The organism is Bacillus methanolicus PB1, assembly GCF_000262755.1.
Lineage (GTDB): Bacteria > Bacillota > Bacilli > Bacillales > Cytobacillaceae > Bacillus_Z > Bacillus_Z methanolicus.
The window spans coordinates 83,159-103,683 of the sequence record NZ_AFEU01000003.1; the positions used below are offsets into that span (position 1 = coordinate 83,159).

Here is a 20,525-nt window from a genome sequence, read left to right on the forward strand (position 1 = left end):
TTCATTTTAGTTGAAACACAACGTCCATCCTTAATTTTTACTTAGTCCATCATTAGACAATATCACCGAGATACGTAGGAACGGGTTTTTTATTTAGATAGTCTATAATATATCCGATCATCGCTTTTGGATAAAAATTGTATTGAACTAGGTTATTTAACGGAAGCCATTCTACTTCAATTTGTCCTTCATCAGGATTTATTTCGGTTTTTATTTCTTGTTGAGGATCTTTTAAATGACAAAAAAATACATAATCTACCTGATGAATCATACCATCATATTGAGCAAAATCATGATTTTTTCCAATATACTCGCGTACAAAGAGCATGTCTCCTACCTCGATTTCTGCTCCTATCTCCTCCAAACACTCACGCTGAACAGTATCCCGAAGATTTTCCCCGTACTCTTGACCTCCACCTGGCAAGAAATAACACTCCCCATAAGGTTCCTTTACTTTAACAACCAAAACATTATTATTTTTAATAAGTACAGCTCTTGCAGAGTTTCTAACTAACATTTTCCTCTCCCCTTATAAAGGCTATAAAATCACTGTGATTTAGTTGCAAATATTAAAAATCTAGTTTACATAATGTTTCTTTCGGAATTTTTCGAACAACAAAACTCCTTGGTGATTAAGGGGTTTCAGCTTACAATCATCTATCTGTAGGATAATTAATGGCGATTAACCAAGTGTTTTTATAAGCTTCAATGTATTTTCCTAAACATGTTAGTCTCATAATTATAATTATTTTATTAATGAAAACTATTCCAATAGTATCACGTTTTTGTTGTTATTCATTAAGATGCCTGTCTACTAAAACCACTCCATATGCATTCCTTTTAAAAACATTCTTGTAATTGGAAATCCAGAACTCTCCCCTATAACCGAATCAATTCCACAATGAGGACAAACGGCTGTGTCTTCATCATCCCACCACTCCGTAATTTCAGCAGGACTAAAAATATGGTGGACCCCATCATCAAGACATTAATTTTATTTTTTTAAGGTGGGGCAGAAACCAAAAAGGATATCTGCATTCTAGAGCTTGGGGTGCTCATTGAGGCCAATAAAGTGGGAGTACACATTTTTTTGGAGTGATTCATCCTGCTTTTATTTTTCCTTCTCAGGGGAGGTTCTGTCAAGGGCGAGCGAAGCGAGGGCTCTGCCGAATCCTTGACAGGTTCTCCCGTGAGAAGGATCCTCTATAAAGGATGAATCACTCACAGGCCATAAACAGAGGCAGGTGGTTTATAGCCTAATGATTGATGAGGGCGTTCATGGTTATAGAAATGGAGATAGTTATTGATCTCTTTTCTTGCTTCTCTTGGACTCTCGTATTCCTTCAAGTAGACCTCTTCATATTTAATCGTCCGCCACAATCGCTCGGTAATGATATTGTCAAGAGCCCGACCTTTGCCGTCCATACTGATTTGAACTTTCTTATCCAGTACCAGCTCGGTATATTTCGGGCTGGTGAAGTGGCTACCCTGATCACTGTTTATAATCTCAGGTTGAGCGTGCGACAGCGCCCGTTTGACGGCTTCAAGGACAAAATCGATTTCCAGCGTCTGATCCAGCTCCCAACTAACGACGTAACGGGAATACCAGTCAATAATGGCGACGAGATACATCCAACCGCGTTGAAGCCGGATGTAAGTGATATCAATCCCCCATACCTGGTTGGGGTGAGTGATGTCGAGATTCTAAGAAGATAGGGATAAATCCGGTGTTCCAGGTTGCGCTTACTAAGGTTGGGGCCAGGTGAAATCCCGGCAATCCCCATCTCCCTCATATGGCGCTGAACGGCCTTTCGGTTAATGTGTAACCCGTTTTCATTCAGAACGGCCGTGATCCGCCGGGAGCCAAAAAACGGATATTTGGTGTAAATTTCATCAATTCGGTGCTTGATGAACACTTCTTCAGGAGAAGGCTCCACAGGCTTATAATACAAGCTGGACCGATTGAGTCCGAGCAATTCAGCCTGGGTGGCAATAGGGAGTTCTGCATCGTCCCAATCAATCATGTCAATACGTTCTGCCCTACTCCTTAAGGCCAGATTTTTTTTTAAGCCACGACAATTGCGTGGTTAAACGACCGACTTCGGCATAAAGGTTTTCAATTTGTTGTTCATAGTCAGCCTTCATTTGATCTACTTTCTTATTTTCTTTCGCAAACAACTGGGGCATTTGTTCAAGAAACGCATTCCTCCATTGCCGAATCTGATTCACATGGATTCCATGAGAGGAAGCAATTTCACTCATAGTTTTTTCTTCTTTTAGGACCTCTAGCACGATCTGGGATTTAAACTCTGGTGTATATCGTTTTCTTTTCATAAACCTACTTTAACATCTCCTCATTTCGTGTCTAGTTTTATGGGTCCATTATATTAAGTCACTATATACCCGTGTTGTATTAATATTCGTTGGAATCGTCATGTTGAGTCTGTTCATTGCAGATTTTGTTACTTCCCTGCTGTATCAAGAAAGAATTACAAATTTGGTAGAAGAAATTCTGATTACGAATGGCAAAAAATTTATCCAAACCTATAAGTCTGTACCTTCAGCTAATTTGATACCATTTATGCAAAACTTCTCAGGCCTTTCCGGTAACCTTCTCCAACTTTATAATAAGGATGGCAAGCCCCTCCTTGATGAAAAAAATGGGGAAATACAGGTTGATCCTATATATATTAAGACCGTGCTTGCCGGTGATATCGCTCGAGATATCGATATAAGGGAGCCTTACCCTCCTATAATCGGACTTCCATTTCAGGTTGACGGGGAGCCTTACGCTTTATTTCTAACGGTGGAGAAGAATAGTATCGAGGAAGAAATCATGAACTCCATTCATATCATGTACATCATTATTTTGTTTTTCGGCAGTTTTCTGATTTTAGTTGCTGCACGCCATTTCGTAAACCCGATTCTTCGATTGACGAATGCAACCAAGAATATGGCGAAAGGAAAATTCGATTTTGAGCTTCATACGAAACGCAAGGATGAAATTGGTCTTTTAACCGTTAGCTTTAATGAAATGGCGAAAGAGCTGGCTAAGCTGGATCGAATGCGGCAAGATTTCGTTTCTAACGTCTCACATGAAATTCAATCACCTTTAACCTCCATTTCAGGATTTACGAAGGCGTTAAAACAGAAGAAAATGAGTGAGGAAAGCCGCCTCCATTATTTGACCATCATTGAGGAAGAGAGCGAGAGGTTATCGCGATTAAGTGAAAATTTGCTGCTGCTATCCTATTTACAACAAGAGACACATCCGTTGAAGATTAGCAGTTATCGACTGGATGAACAAATACGGAAAGTCGTCATAGCGTTGGAGCCTCAATGGGCCGCGAAAGAAATTGAAATTGACCTTAAGCTTGATGCAATAACCATTCAAGCGGATGAAGACCAACTCAATCAGGTATGGACCAATTTACTGAGTAATAGTATCAAATTCACCCCTGCGCACGGAAAGATTCATATAAAGGAAGCGGTAAAAGAAGATCAGAATGTCGTCTCCATAACAAATAATGGTCCGGGGATTTCGGAAGAAGAGCAGGACGACATTTTTAAGCCATTTTATAAAGTTGACAAATCTCGAAACAGTACTGTGAAGGGAAACGGACTCGGTTTATCGATCGTAAAAAAAATTGTAGATTTTCATAATGGCAATATCCAAGTATCCGGACGCCTCGGGGAAGGTGCAACTTTTACTGTTCAACTGCCAAAGTGATGGAAGCTGCAATATAAAGAATCTATTTAAATTCCGCCACTAGGCGGTTTTTTTATTTTTTTTCAATTATTTGTTCCGTTCATATTGAGTTCAAAAAGCAGGTTTATATTATACCTGTGGCAAAGAAATCAGAATTTTTTTAGGAGGAAAAATGTATGAAGAGGTTATTGTTGCGTGTCGTTGTTTATGTAGGTATTTTCGTTTTATTTGTGGGGGGCAGCGGATTAATCGGATTTAGCCGTTCACAGAAGGATTATTGGTTTTCCGTTCGCAAACAGCCCGTCCCTTCTTTACAAAAAGTGGAAAGACCCGATTATAACCCGAATAAACCTACTGTGGCAGTGCTGTTATCGAATCCAACCACGGAAGTATTCGATTTTATGGTTCCGTACGAAATGTTCGCTATGACAGGTGCGTTTAATGTTTTTGCTGTTGCTCCAGACAATAAGGTGAAGTCAATAACGGGAGGTCTCGATTTGATACCGCACTACTCCTTTAAAGAAATGGATCAATTATTAGGAAAAAGTCCCGACATTATCGTGATCCCTTACATGCCTATGGTTGACAAAAAGAAATATCAACCTGTTCGGGAATGGATACAACAACACAAGGATGCAACTTTATTAAGTATTTGTGGCGGGTCAGCGAATCTTGCCGACACCGGTTTATTGAAAGGAAAATCTGCAACCATACACTGGCAATATTTCGATAAAACGAAAAATAAATATCTTGACACTCACTGGAAAAGGGATCAACGATATGTCCATGACGGGAACATCGTGGCTTCGGCCGGCCTCACATCAGGAATCGATGCCGTCCTCTATGTGATTTCCCAAAAATCAGGCGAACCTATGGCAGAAAAAATCGCAAAAGAAATGCATTATCCTTCCTACCACTTCGTTAAAAATCCGAAGATCGACCCTTATTATATTGATCGGAGCGAAGCAGTTTATATAGCAAATCTAGCATTTCAATGGAACAAGAAAAAAACGGGTGTTTTGCTGTATAATGGTATGGAGGAAGGGGCATTGGCTTCGATATTTGATACGTATTCTGCTTCCGGAACGACAAAGGTCTTTACTATTTCAAGCTCGAAACAGCCCATTGTTACAAAACATCACCTTAACCTGATCGCCAGATATCAAATGTCGAATGCCCCGAAGGTTGAAAAAATGATCGTTCCGGGAACGGAGGCAAAAACTTTAGCTGCGGGGGACATAAAACAATGGAACAAGAAGGGTAAGGCGAAGGAGTTCTTGTTCTTGCACAGTGATTCGCCGGATAGATTTGTATTCGAAGCGCCGCTTGAAGATTTATCAAAGCAAGAGGACATGTTAACCGCTAAATATGGAGCTAAACGACTTGAGTACCGTGCCAACCATGTAACCCTTGAAGGAAGCCCGTTTTCGCTTGAAGCTTTTGGTATACCGCTGCTGATTGGTTTACTGGCATTGTTGGCAGCTTTCTATATTGACAGGCGATTCATCATAAGAAAGACAATTTCCGAATCGCATAAACAAACAATTTAATGATTGCCGCCTGCAGGCGGTTTTTTACCTTCCTTTCGGAGTCTTAGGTCAATGTCTCATAACTGCGTACTGAAGAATGATGGCCTGGTACCCTGCTGTGTTTACACTTTATTGAAATAGCAGAGTAAAAAAGCTTTTTTCAATTAACTGGTGCTTGAGTTTAAGAAAAAGGGTTGCTACAATAACTCTTTTTCTTATTAGCAAACTGGGAGATTAGTCGAACATGATTTCACCAAAATAAATCATTACTATGTCTTAGTTTTTTGTACAATTAAAAAAAGGATTGAAAGAGGGAAACGAGTGCAACATAATCGATTATTGTTTATATCTTTAGTAAGTAGCACTTTAGTTGTTTTATATAAGATTTTCGAATGGCAAATCATTGAAATCTTAACACCATTTCTTATGCCTTTACTATGGTTATTAAATATTTGGTTTTTTCTTTGCTATTACATTACGATCCGTAATCAATCTTCTCAAAAATAAAGATTGGAAGCCACTCGTTATCCAGACCGTTACCATCATGTTATGGCTCTTCTTTCCTTTTACATAAGTTGTATTGCATATAGATTTTAAAATAAATAAATCTGATAGAGAAGAGGTTGCAAGGAAGATCGAGAATGGAACACTTAAGCCAAATGTTTCTTACAATCCATCACTTATCCAATTACCTAAAGATTATGATCAATGATCTAAAGGTGGCGGAGAGATTGTTTTAGAGAAAAATGGTGACAACTATTCCATTCTTTTCTTTACATTTCGAGGCATTTCAGATAATTTTTCAGGATTTGTGTATTCACCAAACGGCCAAAGACCTGCGAGAAGTGATTTTGGTGGGGACTTGAAAGAAATAGAAAAAATAGATGGAAATTGGTATTGGATAGGTTCATATTAAAGTGTTAGGGAGCTTGAGTTTAGGAGTGAGAAGATGCCGCAACTCCCAACAAACGAGACATTTTAGTTTTATAAAGAAAAGGAAGTCCAAGTGAAAAATAAAATACAGACATAGAGAAAGGGATGGGATATAGTGATGGAAAAACACTTTAAAGAAGCACATCGTTTTAGCAATCATAATAGAAAAGATTTAGAAAAGGATACTATTTGTGGCTGCTTTTATTGTTTGAAAATTTTATAATGGACCCATAAAACTAGACACGAAATGAGGAGATGTTAAAGTAGGTTTATGAAAAGAAAACGATATACACCAGAGTTTAAATCCCAGATCGTGCTAGAGGTCCTAAAAGAAGAAAAAACTATGAGTGAAATTGCTTCCTCTCATGGAATCCATGTGAATCAGATTCGGCAATGGAGGAATGCGTTTCTTGAACAAATGCCCCAGTTGTTTGCGAAAGAAAATAAGAAAGTAGATCAAATGAAGGCTGACTATGAACAACAAATTGAAAACCTTTATGCCGAAGTCGGTCGTTTAACCACGCAATTGTCGTGGCTTAAAAAAAAATCTGGCCTTAAGGAGTAGGGCAGAACGTATTGACATGATTGATTGGGACGATGCAGAACTCCCTATTGCCACCCAGGCTGAATTGCTCGGACTCAATCGGTCCAGCTTGTATTATAAGCCTGTGGAGCCTTCTCCTGAAGAAGTGTTCATCAAGCACCGAATTGATGAAATTTACACCAAATATCCGTTTTTTGGCTCCCGGCGGATCACGGCCGTTCTGAATGAAAACGGGTTACACATTAACCCGAAAGGCCGTTCAGCGCCATATGAGGGAGATGGGGATTGCCGGGATTTCACCTGGTCCCAACCTTTAGTAAGCGCAACTGGAACACGGATTTATCCCTATCTTCTAGAAATCTCGACATCACTCACCCCAACCAGGTATGGGGGATTGATATCACTTACATCCGGCTTCAACGCGGTTGGATGTATCTCGTCGCCATTATTGACTGGTATTCCCGTTACGTCGTTAGTTGGGAGCTGGATCAGACGCTGGAAATCGATTTTGTCCTTGAAGCCGTCAAACGGGCGCTGTCGCACGCTCAACCTGAGATTATAAACAGTGATCAGGGTAGCCACTTCACCAGCCCGAAATATACCGAGCTGGTACTGGATAAGAAAGTTCAAATCAGTATGGACGGCAAAGGTCGGGCTCTTGACAATATCATTACCGAGCGATTGTGGCGGACGATTAAATATGAAGAGGTCTACTTGAAGGAATACGAGAGTCCAAGAGAAGCAAGAAAAGAGATCAATAACTATCTCCATTTCTATAACCATGAACGCCCTCATCAATCATTAGGCTATAAACCACCTGCCTCTGTTTATGGCCTGTGAGTGATTCATCCTTTATAGAGGATCCTTCTCACGGGAGAACCTGTCAAGGATTCGGCAGAGCCCTCGCTTCGCTCGCCCTTGACAGAACCTCCCCTGAGAAGGAAAAATAAAAGCAGGATGAATCACTCCAAAAAAATGTGTACTCCCACTTTATTGGCCTCAATGAGCACCCCAAGCTCTAGAATGCAGATATCCTTTTTGGTTTCTGCCCCACCTTAAAAAAATAAAATTAATGTCTTGATGATGGGGTCCACCATAGTTCAATAAAGAAAGCCAAGAAATCTTAAGTAGTTTCAGCATCGTTCCAATTCGTTGAAAGGTTGTTATTTTTCGTTTTTCCTTTCCTTTAAAGGCAAATAAATATCGAAGCAAAGTATTTCGCCTGAAGCATTAATCTCCTTGTGTTCGTCTTTATATACCTCCATACTCAATGCATGATAATCCTGTTCGTATCCATGTTCTTTCATCCATGAAAACATTCGTAAATACGTATTGTGAACTTCATTGGACGCTCCATTGTGAGTTGCAAAGACATATTTCTTTCCGGGAATAGTAAATCCTATCATGCCATCAGGAATATTTTCAATTTTTTCAACTGGCGTTGTCACATACTAAGTAAATTCTGTTTCTCTACTATGAAAAGGAGCAATTAAAAAAGGTTCGTTTGTTTTTTGTAATACCTCTCCTATACGTGCTTCCATTTGGTCAAACAAGGCAGGAATCATGTTCATTTGAGAATATGAACCATTCCATGCAATCCCAGTTACTTTAATCTCTCCCTTTTCAATCACCTTAATATTCAGAGTAATCACCCCTTAAAAATAACCTATTTATGTTATTCTACCTTCAACCTTTGATTGCTCCCAAGTAAGTCGTAGTCGTACGTGTCCCCTAAAAAACTCGGGTTGGTCTAAATGTGGAGGCGTTATAATCCGTGCCCGTTGTTTTATTTTTGCATACTATGCATCATGGATTAAGTTGGAGTTAGCCAACATTCATACCAATTTTTTGGGTACAACGATGCATGAAAATAAGCTGTATTGCCTATAGAGTTTAAATCTTTGTATATTTACATGGTACCCAAAAAAGACATGCCAATTTTTTGGACACGTCTGTCAACGCTTATATAGCCGTTCTGAACATCTTTCCCCTACATGTTAAATCTGTCTATCTTCTCGTTTATCATTCAAATTTATCATTCAAAATTGGGTGAATGTATTTATTATTTTATAGGCTTTGTTATCGTTTGTTGTTAATTTTCAAACCAAGAAACTCATCTATTGCACCCAATAGTTTAATTTCTTCACAATTAGGTTCACTTCATTTTATCCGTATTACTTTGGTAGAATGTACACTAGTTTCTACGACAAATGATTTATTCGATGTTATTAATAATTGTTCTATAAAAGGCAGACTTGGTGCGTAAATAAAGCTTCCACCAAGCTTTAACGATTTTAATATTTCCATATACCTCCTAGCGTAAATTTCGAAATCTCCATCCGTTCTTAAATGATGATGCATAAAATGATTTGAAAAAGCCATGTGGGAAATTATAGTTCCCCAAGTGTTTGATATAAAAGTACTTTCAAGCCAATTCATCTTATATAAGTAATTCATTGCATCTACATTTCTATCTACTCCAAATGCTTCAAACCCATTCTCTCTAAGGAAATGGACTAAAAGGGCTTGTTGACCGCAGCCTAAATCTAAAATAGGTTCTTTAATCGTTTCCAAATTGATATTTAATAATTTTATTTGAAATTCAGGGGTATATTCTTCACATTTTACCTCGAACAAATTGGGATTTGTCCTATATTTTTTAAAAATTTCAGCTCCATTCGAGTCTAATAAAAAGGACTGTAAATTTTTATAATGTGAACAAAACAAATGATCAATTTCACTTTCAGAAATTTTTTTTTGATTACCAATTTTACAGACCCGCTCAAATAAATCTCCATAGATTTTTTCAAGCTTATGGTAATCATCAGATCTAAAATCTAAATACTGGTTAACTTCCATAAATAATTTAACAATTTTGTCCGTAACATACTTAAGTAATTGTTTAAACGTGCCATCTACCTTTGTAGATTGAATAAATTTTGAGATATCTTGTGCTTTATGTTTTAGTAACTCAGTAGTTTCTTTAGAAGGATTTAATACCAGTCGTCCATTTGCCAACTCATAAAAAAGACTCTTATTTCAATTATGGAGTAACTGTTGTTCTAATGCATCCTTGAAGTCCGATAATGTGAACATCTTTCCCCTCCTATGCAAAAACACAATATTCAATATTTCTACTGTGATATTCGTATCAGCAAAGAAAAAGTGGTGCTTTATCTGGACAAATTGAATTTCGGAGTGATTCTCTCCCTTTGTAATTCAAACACACTCCAATTGTTAATGATTTAACTTAAATCTTTTTTCTTACAATTGAGTTTATTCAATCCAGTGTATGTTATGATTTTTACACCAATCAATTGCTATTTCTTTGTACCGTCCTTCACGAAAGGCATACCACTTTTTTTCAATTCCTAAACGATAAATATGGTCTTTAAACCTTCTAAAGGCACCTCTGCCTTGAATTGCGTTTAATAACATATTCTTACTTCTCTCATCAATAATTGTAAAGCAAAAATCCTCCATCATTTCATATTCATTGATATCATAGTTTGTTGGGAGCCGATTGTAATCTCCATAGTTTTCAATAACATCTATAGCAACTTTCATGGCCTCTTGATGCCATTCCGGCAAATGTTCAAACGTATCATCATCCTCAGCAGCACGAAGGTCTTCTTCGGATATCGAAATAATTTCTCCAGTCTTTCGATTTAAATATGTATTTGTACCTTCAAATTGCATATCCATTCCTTCAATGATTTCTTGTAGATTAACTATTATTCCCATGCTTATTTATCCTTTCCCATCCGGCTATGCTCGTGCATTAGTTTTTTGTACATTGAATTGCAAGCATCCTATTTCACCTTTTTAAGCATTTCTCATTCCAATATGCCACAAATGTTTCGTAGCTATCAACTGATTCAAAGAATTAAATTTGGTATCCTGAGTCTTTTACTACTATAATGCAATAGAGGAAACTTGGCATCCTCAAGTTTCCTCTATATATTTGATTCTACTTTCGCAAATTTTGTCCAGCCTATGTTTTTATGTATGGAAATCCATGGTCTTTTATTTTCCCAATGAACTTTCATCGTTAATTGAAATGTCTCTGATAACAATTCATCTGTTAATATATCCTCTTTTTGTCCTGCAGCTACAATTTGTCCCTCTTTTAGCAATAATACGTGTGTCAACTCTTCTACAATTTCTTCAATATAATGAGTGACATATAGTACGTGACATTGTTGATTTTCAATAATTTCTTTCGTTAATGATAAAATATCTTCCCTTGCTAAAATATCTAATCCTACAGATGGCTCATCTAATATAAGCAATTTCGGTTTTGTCATTAACGCTCTTCCAATAAATACTTTTCTTTTTTCACCTTCTGATAATGTGTCAAACGTTTTCCCTTTTAAGTGATTGATTCGAAAAGATGCCATTATCTGTTCGGCCTGCTCTCGATCCTCAATGGTCACATTTTCATATAATCCTATCATAGCAAATTTACCGCTTATCACAATATCCTCTACCGTTTCCGATTTTAAAGTTTGACTAAAACGGTCAAGAGAACTACTAACAAATCCGATTTGCTTTCTAAGCTCAGGCAAGTTTGTTTGCCCGAATTTATGTCCTAATACGGAAACTTCACCTTTTGTCGGATATTCATAGGCGGTTACGATATTTAATATGGACGTTTTTCCTGAACCGTTTAAACCTAATATGACCCATTGTTCCTTTTCTTTTACTTCCCAATTAATATCCTTTAAAATAACTCGATTTTCTCTTATCAAGGACACATTTTTCATACTGATGATACTTTCCATTAAGCACTTCACCTCTATTTTTAAGAATATTATAAAAAATCAATTAATATTAATGAACACTTCCTTCTACACTTAACTTCGAAAAGGAAAACTTCTCGGAATAAATGTTAAATATATGCTTGAAAAGCATAAAAAAGCTACCATGTTTTTTGATAGCTATCTTTTTCGTTTCATTTCAGCTAAAATGTATTCTAAGCCTTTGCGCTCCTCTTTTTCTTCTTCCGTTAAAAATTCTTGGAGTTCCAGCTCTTTCGCCATTTATATGTACTCTTCATACAATTCGATTAATATCTCTTTCTCTGTTTCCATTCCTTCGACATATTCAGATTCAGGTATACTATTCTCATTTAACCATTGGGCTATCCGATCCAGCTCCCATTTCTGGTTTGCTATTAGTTTCGTAGCAAAAAATAAATCCCAATAAGTGATGCAAAGTACATAGCCGTTTAATTCCAAAAAAGATGCCGCAGTAATATATGCTGTTCGCTTGTTACCATCCACAAAATATTGATTTGTGGCTAAAGTATGCATATATACAGCGGCCTTTTTAAAAAGTCCGGGATATAATTCGATGGATTCTCCACTAAAACCATATTCCTAAAATGGTTTGTATGCAAGGCTATCGATGAGGTTTGGTTCATGTTCACCAGACAAACCTCCAAACTCTTTCAAAGCCATGTCATGAAACATTCTGATGTGCTTAGGTTCTAAAGGTTCGATGCTCAATTTTTACTCAACCTCTTTAAACCTTTGTAATTTCTGCGAATGACTTTGGTGGCGATTTTTTTTAACCTTGCATCTTTTTCATTCGATTTACCACTTGTTTTCTTCATTTCATCCTCCAGAATGATTGCTTTGAAGAAAGGTTACGGTGTCACTTATTTTTAATAGAGACTTGATATTTATACTCTCACAACCCAGCCAAATGGATCAGGCTGTGTTCCATTTTGTATACCGGTCAATGAATCGTATAATTTTTTAGATAATGGACCAGTTTCACCGTTATTAATAACAAGCTTTTCGTTTTTCCAAAAGAATTCACCAATTGGTGAAATGACGGCAGCTGTTCCTGTCCCAAAGGCTTCCTCTAACAACCCTTCATTATAAGCTTGATGAATCTCATGAATCGAAATTTTACGTTCCACAACAGTTATATTCCAATGTCTTAAAAGCTGAATGACTGAATTTCTTGTAACACCTTCTAAAATACTTCCATTTAAAGCTGGTGTTATGACTTCTCCGTTAATTTTAAAGAAGATATTCATACTACCCACTTCTTCAATGTACGTATTTTCTTTCCCGTCCAGCCATAAAACTTGAGAATAACCAGTTTTGCTGGCTTCTTCTTGAGCTTTTAAACTAGCAGCATAATTACCGGCTGTTTTGGCATTCCCCGTTCCACCTGCTACGGCACGCACATATTGACTTTCTACAGCAATTTTAACAGGATTCATGCCTTCTTTATAATAAGCACCTACAGGTGATAAAATAATCATGAATTGATAGCTCTTAGAAGATGCAACACCAAGATATGGTTCTGTTGCAATGATAAACGGACGAATATAAAGGGAAGTGCCCTCTAAAGAGGGAATCCAATCCCTGTCAATGGCAATCAATTGTTTCAGGGCATATAATGCTAACTCTTCATCGATTTGCGGGATACATAACCGGGCATTTGAACGATTTAATCTTTTCATATTTTGCTCTGGTCTAAATAATAGAATTTCTTCATCTTTTGTAAGATAAGCCTTTAACCCCTCAAATACAGTTTGACCATAATGAAAGATCATGGCAGCAGGATCCAAGGTGATTGGTTGATAAGGAACGATCCGAGGATCATGCCAGCCCTTTCCTTCGGTATAGTCCATAATAAACATATGATCTGTAAAATGCTTTCCGAACTCAAGGCGGTCAAATTGAGGTTTTGTCTTTCTTTTTGTAGTTAGGTTAATTTCAATTTTATAATCTTTCATCATTCTTTCTCCCTGTCTATCAATAATTTTTCTCATAAAATTTATTATCTACCAATAAAAAATAGATAAATCTTTTTAAATATTATAAAAATAAATGATAGACATAACAACTGTATTATTCAAAAATAATTAATATTTATTTTAGTACGAAAATATATTATACAGTTAGAGTAAAAAAATCCCGAAACATGGCAAGGTGTTACGGGATGATAGTTTATCTTTTATAATATGTTAGCCTTATAATTATTCATGAAGACAATGCTTGCATTTTGATATCAAACCGGATATGGAATGAACCAAGTATCCTTGAAATATAAGAAAAAAACAAACTGAACTCAAAACTTATATTTGCATATATAAACAATCTGTTGTATATTTATAAAAATAGATTTTTTGGTTGTGAGGGATAATGATGCAAATCTATAATGCAGTTACAAGCGATGTTAAAGATATCCACGATTTAATTCAATTATATTCTAATAAAGGATTAGTTTTACCTCGTTCGTTCTTATCAATATATCAGTATTTACAGTGTATGTATGTTGTAAAAGATGAAAATAAAATAGTTGGAATTGCTGGATTACATGTTTTGGGTCATGATCTTGCAGAGGTACGTTCATTAGTTGTACCACCAGAACATGTGGGTCGAGGCATTGGTCGCATTCTAGTAAACCATATTGTAAATGAAGCAACCAGACTTGGGGTTAAAAGATTAATATCCTTTACATATCAAGTTGAATTTTTTGAAAAATGTGGATTTGAAATTGTTAAAAAAGAAACTTTACCTGAAAAAGTATGGATTGATTGTATGCATTGCCCCAAATTTGATTGTTGTGATGAAACCGCAATGGTTAAATATATTTAATAAATCCAGATTTTCTTCAATATGTAAAAAGATGAATATAAAGAACTCAAACCAAATAAAAATGAATCATTAAAAGCAAAAAACTTATACTCACTTTAGTAAACATTTTATCCAACACACCCTTTTCTTCTTCGTTTCACTCTAAAAGTAGCATAAATTTATTAAACTATTGATAATGGTTTATAAATATTGAGTAAATAAAATTACTAAATCTTTTAAAAAAGTTAAGAAAACAGTTCCCGCTATTGTTTGTAGAAATGAATAAAGTAGTGTTTAGAAATTAATTTCCACTTTCTATTAACTCATAAATGCCATACTCTAATAGTTTTGTATTATGTAAACTAATAACAAAAGCAAGCATAACACCGTTTCTCTCTCATTAAGTTCGCATGGCAACACATAACTGGAAGAACCTATTTTCACAATTTCCTTATAAAAGTCAGCCACTTAGAATTAAGAATGTTATACAAAAGATCAGAGCTGCCTACATCTATCGTAGACAGCTCATTCATTGATTAGCATATTCTGTTATTCAATTGGAAAATCACGTTGGAAATGAACTTTGCCGTTTTCATCATGAATTTCGACTGTCATTTGTTTTCGACCCGGATCAACCTTGAGGACACCAAAGTTAAAAAACCCTCCTTCTGCATACAATCGTTCCGGCCCAAATGTAGGATCAAGTGTCGGCGGCTGACCCATACCTGCCCCAATCGGTCCGCTTACCAGTTCGCGATAATCAACGGTACCATTATGGTCAGGATCATATTGAATAATATCTGCAAAATGAACATCAGCAGTGACAAAATTCACGTTCTTAATTTTATTCTCCCTAATGAATGTTGAAATCTTGGCAAATTCATGTTCATACCCTGTTTTATCGTCAGGATTGATGTTGTCGCCATTTGCCCATCCATCTCGTGCATTCGGCTTCCCTGTCGGAATGGAAATCGGTACGGATGAAGCAACAAGTTTCACTTTGGCATCTGAATTCAATAGCTCTTTTTTCAACCATTCGAGCTGCTCTTGACCAAGCATGGTTTTGTCCTGCCCATCTAGCTTCGTATTTGGATCACGGTAACTGCGATTATTTAAAATGAATAAATCAAGTGTATCGCCCCATGAAAATTTATGATAAAGCTTTCCGGATGAACTCCGCTCTTTCAACATTGGCCAAAAATCCGTAAAAGCCTGAAACCCTGTTGAGGTAAGCGGCTCAAATGGTCCGGAAAAGTCATTAATTACCTCATGATCATCCCATATCGCATATATACTTGTCGATTGAAGTAATTTTCTTAAGTAAGGGTCTGTTCGATTTTCTTTATATTTCGCCCAGAAATCCTCAATAGTTTTCGATGGCGGATTTGGAACAGCCGGAGTAGCATTATCTGCGTAAATCGTATCCCCGCTAAACAAGAAGAAATCCGGTCTTAAATCGGCCATTGCTGAAAAAGCTTTGAATGGCGGTATTTTGCCTTGGCCGCCTGTGTCGCCGCCCCAAACAATCGTTAACGGCTTCAACTCATTTTCAGCCGGTGCTGTTTTAAAGCTTCCGTACACCTGATGGGATCCCGGAAGTGCTTGAATACGGTAGTAATAAATCGTATTCGGTTTTAATCCTGTAATTTTTACTTGTACGGTCAAATCATGTTTGGAAATCGCTTTCTCGGTTTTTGTGATGGCCTTTTTAAACGAAGAATCTTCGGAAACTTCAAATTGTACATTTGCGGATTGGCTTGTCCTAGCCCATAAAACCGCGGATGTATCCGTCACTTCGCCGCTGGCTGCCCCGTGAGAAATGTACGGTTTTTTATTCAATTCTACTAATCGATCAGGATAATTCGTAAACATCCCATCAACACCAAGGGATAATTGCTCGACCATTTCATCCATTGTATTCACGGTATACGGATGAACGATCATATGACGTTCATGGGCCTCCTGCATAAATGCCGGGGTGACGAGCGATTTATCCGGCCCTACACCTTCCGCATATTCCGCTGCCCGGTTAAAAACATCATCAAGATTTAGACCTTGAATCATCTTTGGAGTATAAAGCTGGATAAGGGGAATATCCTCAGGAATGATCTCCTGCAGTTTTCTTAAGCTCGCTTCACTGAATGATTGAAAAATGACTTTGTCTTTTTTCAAGTAACCGTTCTTTTTCAAAAATTCAACGAGTTTTTCTTCCATGCCCGGGTAAACGTCAGGTGCCTTCGTTTCTATGTACAGAGCAGCATTTTTATCTTTCTTTTTGATAAAATCGATCACTTCCTGGAGGGTTGGAATTTTCTCTTCGGCATATTGTTTTTTTGCGTATTCAGGGTAAGTCTTGTTAAACCAAGAACCGGCATCCAGCTGTTTAATTTCGGCAAGAGTGAAGTCTTTTACACTCCAAGGGGCGCGGTCGGGATATAATTCTTCTACATTCGTCGTCCTTGCCAGCGTGGAATCGTGAATGGCAATTAACTCGCCATCTTTTGTCATATGCAAATCCAGTTCGACATAATCTGCTTTCATTTGGATCGCCTTTTCATATGCTGCCAGCGTATGTTCAGGTACATAACCTGAGGCACCGCGGTGGGCAATGACATCAACATGGTCAACAATCGGTTGCAGCATAGATTGCTGTTTAACCTGTTTATCATCTGCCATTGCTTCGGGAGTATAACTCGCGAGTAATCCTAACGATAGAGAAAGGGATAAACTAATCATTTCTGTCTTTTTCACAGCTTTCTCACTCTCCTCCAAATTTTAGTGATTTCTTTCCCCTTCATCGTAGAAAATAGATTTAAAGAGAATATTAAAAATGATTTGAAAATTGGTTAAAAAAAATAGGAAAAATAGAGGATTGTAATTTATAGGACGAAATGAGGAGACGCTAAATTTATCTATGTAGTAGGAAACCACCTGATCATCATGATAAGGCGGTTTTTCTTGACGTTACAAGATATCTTTTATGCTTTCCTTTTTCCATTTAAGAACGAAGATTACTGCACTACCTGCTAAAATAAACACTAACGCAATGGACAAAAAATATTTGGGCAGAAATAGATTGGTTATATCCTGTACCAAATAACTTTTTCCTATTCCAAATAGGACAAATGCTAACGGAATTTGCACCCCAATATTGGTCATGTAGTTAGGCGCTAAGCTTGAAATGAATGCAACAAGGAAAAGTAATGCAATTCCCAGCACATACATATAGAGCCAAGTCTTAAACGATGACTTTTTTGTATCAAAATTTTGGATGGATTGCAGCATACTAATGAAAATATCCTGCGTTAAATCCATCGATAATTCTTTATTTAGAGTTTGCTTATATACAAAGGCGTAAATCGGTTGATAGTAAAACGAAACGAGCTCATTGGCTGCCTTTTCGTCTGCTTTCTTTTGGATCAACTTGATCCATTTTTTCTCTTTATTCATGTTTTCTTGTCCACTTCCAGCTTGGAATTGTTGCTTTCATTATTATATTCGTAAAAAATGGACGAATAGTTTTAACAAAAGCTAACTTTTTTTCATTAAAAAAGAGACAAGGTTATTTGCCTTGTCTCTCCTTTGAAATCTGTATAACTAATTTAGAAATGGTGAACGGGAGTAAACGTCTTCTGAACGGGAGTAAAGGCGCCTTGAACGGGAGTAAACGTCTTCTGAACGGGAGTAAAGGCGCCTTGAACGGGAGTAAACGTCTTCTGAACGGGAGTAAAGGCGCCTTGAACGGGAGTAAACACATTCCGAACGAGAGTAAATGAACGTTGAACGGGAGTAAACTCCATCCGAACGAGAGCAACCGTCATCTGAACATGAGAAATGCAACTTGAATGAGATCAGAAGAAAAAATAGTCCAATTGGGCACTTACTGGTGCAAGCTATAAAATAGAATTTACATTTGGATTTATGGTTAACCGCAAAAGAGACTCCTTATGAGTCTCTTTTGTGGTTTGGCATTGCTTCACATTTATTGTTCTAGTTACGGTTTGTGATACTCAAATATTTCATTTTGAAAAATCGTTAACTCCCTGACTTTCACGAGGGATGGTTATGCTAATTCCTGACTTTTTGTTTCTTTTCCCATGAACAAAACAGCTGCTGCTCCGATTAAGACAGATACGCAGAAAATTGTAAAAATCTCATAAATAGAAAAACCTCTGGCGCTAAGATATGGCACCAATAATGGACCAAGTATTCCGCCTATGCGACCAAAGGAAGCAGCCATCCCTGCCCCTGTGCTCCGGATTTTTGTAGGATATTGTTCGGGTGTATAGGCATATAAAGCTCCCCATGCTCCGAGGTTGAAAAACGACAGGAAAACGCCTGCTGTAATCAATAGCGCTTCTGATTCCGCGATACCGAAGAAAGAAGCACTTAGGGCGGTGCCAATCAGGTAGACAATGAGAACAAATTTTCTTCCGATTTTTTCAATGAGCCATGCAGCGGTAAAATATCCCGGCAATTGGGCAAGTGTCATAATCAGCACATATTCAAAGCTTTTAATTAAACTAAATCCTTTTATCATCATGACACTTGGCAGCCAAAGGAACATTCCATAATAGGAAAAGACGACGCAAAACCAGAGAATCCACAACATCGTAGTTTCTCGGAGATACTCTTTTGACCAGACAGCCGTAACGTTTGATAGCACCGAATGCTTTTCTGTTTGTTTCACGGAAAGGAATTTTGGTGAATCAGGTAAATTCCAACGTAAATAAAGGGCATAAAGAGCTGGAATCGCACTCAATATCAAGGCAAGCTGCCAGCCAAATTTAGGGATGATAAAATAAGAAATGACTGCTGCAATCAACCAGCCGACCGCCCAAAAGCTTTCTAATAACACAACGACTCTTCCTCGTTTTTCTGGCGGAACACTTTCCGATACAAGTGTGGAGGCAACTGGCAGCTCTCCGCCAAGCCCCATCCCGATCAGAAATCTTAAAACTAAAAAGACGCTCAACGAAGTCACAAATGCCGAAGCACCGCTGCCTAGTGAAAATAATAATAAAGTAAGAATAAAGACAGTTTTCCGGCCTATTCGGTCAGCAAGTAGTCCGAAAAGAAAAGCCCCGACGGCCATTCCGATTGAGTTGATGCTGCCAATCCAGCCCATTTGTTCGGCCGATAAATTCCAATCAACTTTTAATGCTGCAATAATAAATGAAAGCATTCCAACATCCATCGCATCAAACATCCAACCGACACCGGCAATCCCAAGCAGCTTCTTGTTTGAAATATCATTTTGTCTGTTCATGCATGTCCTCCTGAATTCATAATCACAGGCGTATTTTGCTCCATTCAATTTTTTTAGGAAAAAAAAGTAAGCCTCCCATATTAAATATTAACACATGTCTTGACAGTAAACATACTTATGTCAGTATGAAAAAAAAGAAGGTGAAGTTACAATCACCTTCTTTTCATTTGTATTATTTGGTAAGTTTCAACTCTCTATTTGAGAAAGTATTTAATCCTAAAATATGGTTGCGTATCTGGCTAATCGTAGTTGCAAAGATAGGATGATCCCGCTGACGGGGATAAGGTAATTTAATTGGAAAGTTCATAACAATTTCTCCATCTTCGATCAATATTACTCGATTGGCGAGAGCTACGGCTTCTTCCACATCATGTGTCACTAAAACAGCAGTAAACTGTTTTTCTTTCCATAAATCTTCAATTAGCTGATGCATTTCTATACGTGTCAGCGCATCTAAAGCACCAAGTGGTTCATCTAACAATAAGATATCTGGTTCGTGTACAAGTGCCCTTGCAAGTGCTACTCTTTGCTTCTGTCCCCCGGATAGTACAGATGGCCAATCATCTGCTCGGTCTGCTAATCCAACTTGTTCTAATACTTTTTCAACCTGCTTTTCCCAGTCTGCTTTTAATCCTAAGCTTACATTTTGACGAATCTTTTTCCACGGAAGAAGACGGCCATCTTGGAACATGATTTTTGCTAATTGGTTCCTTCCCTTCAGTCGTTTACCTTTAATAAGAATGTTACCGCTGCTCGCCGGCTCAAGACCTGCTATCAACCGCAATAACGTACTTTTTCCGCACCCGCTTTTCCCAACAATCGCAATGAATTCTCCTTGAAAAACTTTTAAATTAATGTTTTGAAGTACTTTATGAACACCAAAGGATTTATGTACGCCAGAAAGTTCTAAAATAGCTTCTTTCTCTTTATTCCAAACCAT

The 20,525-nt window shown here is 37.4% G+C and carries 16 protein-coding genes and 3 pseudogenes; 4 read left to right on the top strand and 15 right to left on the bottom strand.

What is annotated here, in order from left to right; genetic code table 11:
* Window positions 1-52: 52 nt before the first annotated feature.
* The 3 genes and pseudogenes from PB1_RS10200 to PB1_RS16985 form a co-directional block, all read right to left on the bottom strand.
* Complete coding sequence (locus tag PB1_RS10200) at window positions 53-517, bottom strand: NUDIX domain-containing protein (RefSeq protein ID WP_004436218.1); 465 nt, start codon at window positions 515-517, stop codon at window positions 53-55.
* A 297-nt stretch (window positions 518-814) separates the two neighbouring features.
* Window positions 815-964, bottom strand: a pseudogene (locus PB1_RS18105) (cytoplasmic protein); the annotation flags it as partial.
* Window positions 965-1,221: 257 nt separating this feature from the next.
* Window positions 1,222-2,334, bottom strand: a pseudogene (locus PB1_RS16985) (IS3 family transposase).
* Window positions 2,335-2,434: 100 nt separating this feature from the next.
* Here PB1_RS16985 and PB1_RS10215 point away from each other — a divergent pair.
* The 3 genes and pseudogenes from PB1_RS10215 to PB1_RS10230 all read left to right on the top strand — a co-directional run bounded on the left by PB1_RS10215 (window position 2,435) and on the right by PB1_RS10230 (window position 7,555).
* Window positions 2,435-3,730 (top strand): sensor histidine kinase, encoded by a 1,296-nt coding sequence (locus tag PB1_RS10215; RefSeq protein WP_050979101.1) that lies wholly within the window; start codon window positions 2,435-2,437, stop codon window positions 3,728-3,730.
* Window positions 3,731-3,885: 155 nt separating this feature from the next.
* Entirely contained in the window at window positions 3,886-5,259 is a 1,374-nt protein-coding gene (locus tag PB1_RS10220; protein ID WP_004436225.1) for a DJ-1/PfpI family protein, read from the top strand.
* A 1,183-nt stretch (window positions 5,260-6,442) separates the two neighbouring features.
* A pseudogene (locus PB1_RS10230) lies at window positions 6,443-7,555 on the top strand (IS3 family transposase).
* A 323-nt stretch (window positions 7,556-7,878) separates the two neighbouring features.
* On the opposite strand, the gene PB1_RS10235 reads toward PB1_RS10230, so the two are convergent.
* From PB1_RS10235 to PB1_RS10265, 7 genes are all read right to left on the bottom strand, one after another.
* The gene (locus PB1_RS10235) at window positions 7,879-8,163 is read right to left on the bottom strand and encodes a GyrI-like domain-containing protein (RefSeq protein ID WP_004436227.1); all 285 of its coding nucleotides are present in this window, start codon (window positions 8,161-8,163) and stop codon (window positions 7,879-7,881) included.
* A 3-nt stretch (window positions 8,164-8,166) separates the two neighbouring features.
* Window positions 8,167-8,367 carry a hypothetical protein gene (locus PB1_RS10240; RefSeq protein ID WP_155816425.1) on the bottom strand — a complete coding sequence of 67 codons (201 nt, stop codon included), beginning with the start codon at window positions 8,365-8,367 and terminating at the stop codon, window positions 8,167-8,169.
* A 508-nt stretch (window positions 8,368-8,875) separates the two neighbouring features.
* A complete protein-coding gene (locus tag PB1_RS10245; protein ID WP_004436231.1) occupies window positions 8,876-9,733 on the bottom strand; it encodes a class I SAM-dependent methyltransferase in 858 nt (285 codons plus the stop codon).
* Between the two features lie 258 nt (window positions 9,734-9,991).
* Window positions 9,992-10,459 (bottom strand): UPF0158 family protein, encoded by a 468-nt coding sequence (locus tag PB1_RS10250; RefSeq protein WP_004436233.1) that lies wholly within the window; start codon window positions 10,457-10,459, stop codon window positions 9,992-9,994.
* Between the two features lie 212 nt (window positions 10,460-10,671).
* Window positions 10,672-11,499 (bottom strand): ABC transporter ATP-binding protein, encoded by an 828-nt coding sequence (locus tag PB1_RS10255; RefSeq protein WP_004436235.1) that lies wholly within the window; start codon window positions 11,497-11,499, stop codon window positions 10,672-10,674.
* Between the two features lie 258 nt (window positions 11,500-11,757).
* On the bottom strand, window positions 11,758-12,072 hold the full coding sequence (locus PB1_RS10260; RefSeq protein WP_274413136.1) for a type II toxin-antitoxin system death-on-curing family toxin: 315 nt from the start codon (window positions 12,070-12,072) through the stop codon (window positions 11,758-11,760).
* A 329-nt stretch (window positions 12,073-12,401) separates the two neighbouring features.
* Window positions 12,402-13,472: a branched-chain amino acid aminotransferase gene (locus PB1_RS10265; protein ID WP_004436243.1), complete on the bottom strand. Its 1,071-nt coding sequence runs from the start codon at window positions 13,470-13,472 to the stop codon at window positions 12,402-12,404.
* A gap of 412 nt (window positions 13,473-13,884) precedes the next feature.
* Between PB1_RS10265 and PB1_RS10270 the strand changes: the two genes are divergently transcribed.
* A complete protein-coding gene (locus PB1_RS10270; protein ID WP_004436246.1) occupies window positions 13,885-14,337 on the top strand; it encodes an N-acetyltransferase in 453 nt (150 codons plus the stop codon).
* A gap of 528 nt (window positions 14,338-14,865) precedes the next feature.
* Here the strand turns inward: PB1_RS10270 and PB1_RS10275 are convergent.
* From PB1_RS10275 to PB1_RS10295, 5 genes are all read right to left on the bottom strand, one after another.
* Window positions 14,866-17,067 carry a glycerophosphodiester phosphodiesterase family protein gene (locus tag PB1_RS10275; protein WP_004436249.1) on the bottom strand — a complete coding sequence of 734 codons (2,202 nt, stop codon included), beginning with the start codon at window positions 17,065-17,067 and terminating at the stop codon, window positions 14,866-14,868.
* Window positions 17,068-17,280: 213 nt separating this feature from the next.
* Window positions 17,281-17,766, bottom strand: a complete 486-nt coding sequence (locus PB1_RS16590; RefSeq protein ID WP_004436251.1) for an RNA polymerase sigma factor — start codon at window positions 17,764-17,766, stop codon at window positions 17,281-17,283.
* 152 nt (window positions 17,767-17,918) lie between these two features.
* Window positions 17,919-18,116, bottom strand: a complete 198-nt coding sequence (locus PB1_RS17500; RefSeq protein ID WP_162139927.1) for a hypothetical protein — start codon at window positions 18,114-18,116, stop codon at window positions 17,919-17,921.
* A gap of 263 nt (window positions 18,117-18,379) precedes the next feature.
* Window positions 18,380-19,633, bottom strand: coding sequence for an MFS transporter (locus tag PB1_RS10290; RefSeq protein WP_274413102.1), 1,254 nt, complete (start codon window positions 19,631-19,633; stop codon window positions 18,380-18,382).
* 124 nt (window positions 19,634-19,757) lie between these two features.
* Window positions 19,758-20,525 carry an ABC transporter ATP-binding protein gene (locus PB1_RS10295; protein ID WP_004436257.1) on the bottom strand — a complete coding sequence of 256 codons (768 nt, stop codon included), beginning with the start codon at window positions 20,523-20,525 and terminating at the stop codon, window positions 19,758-19,760.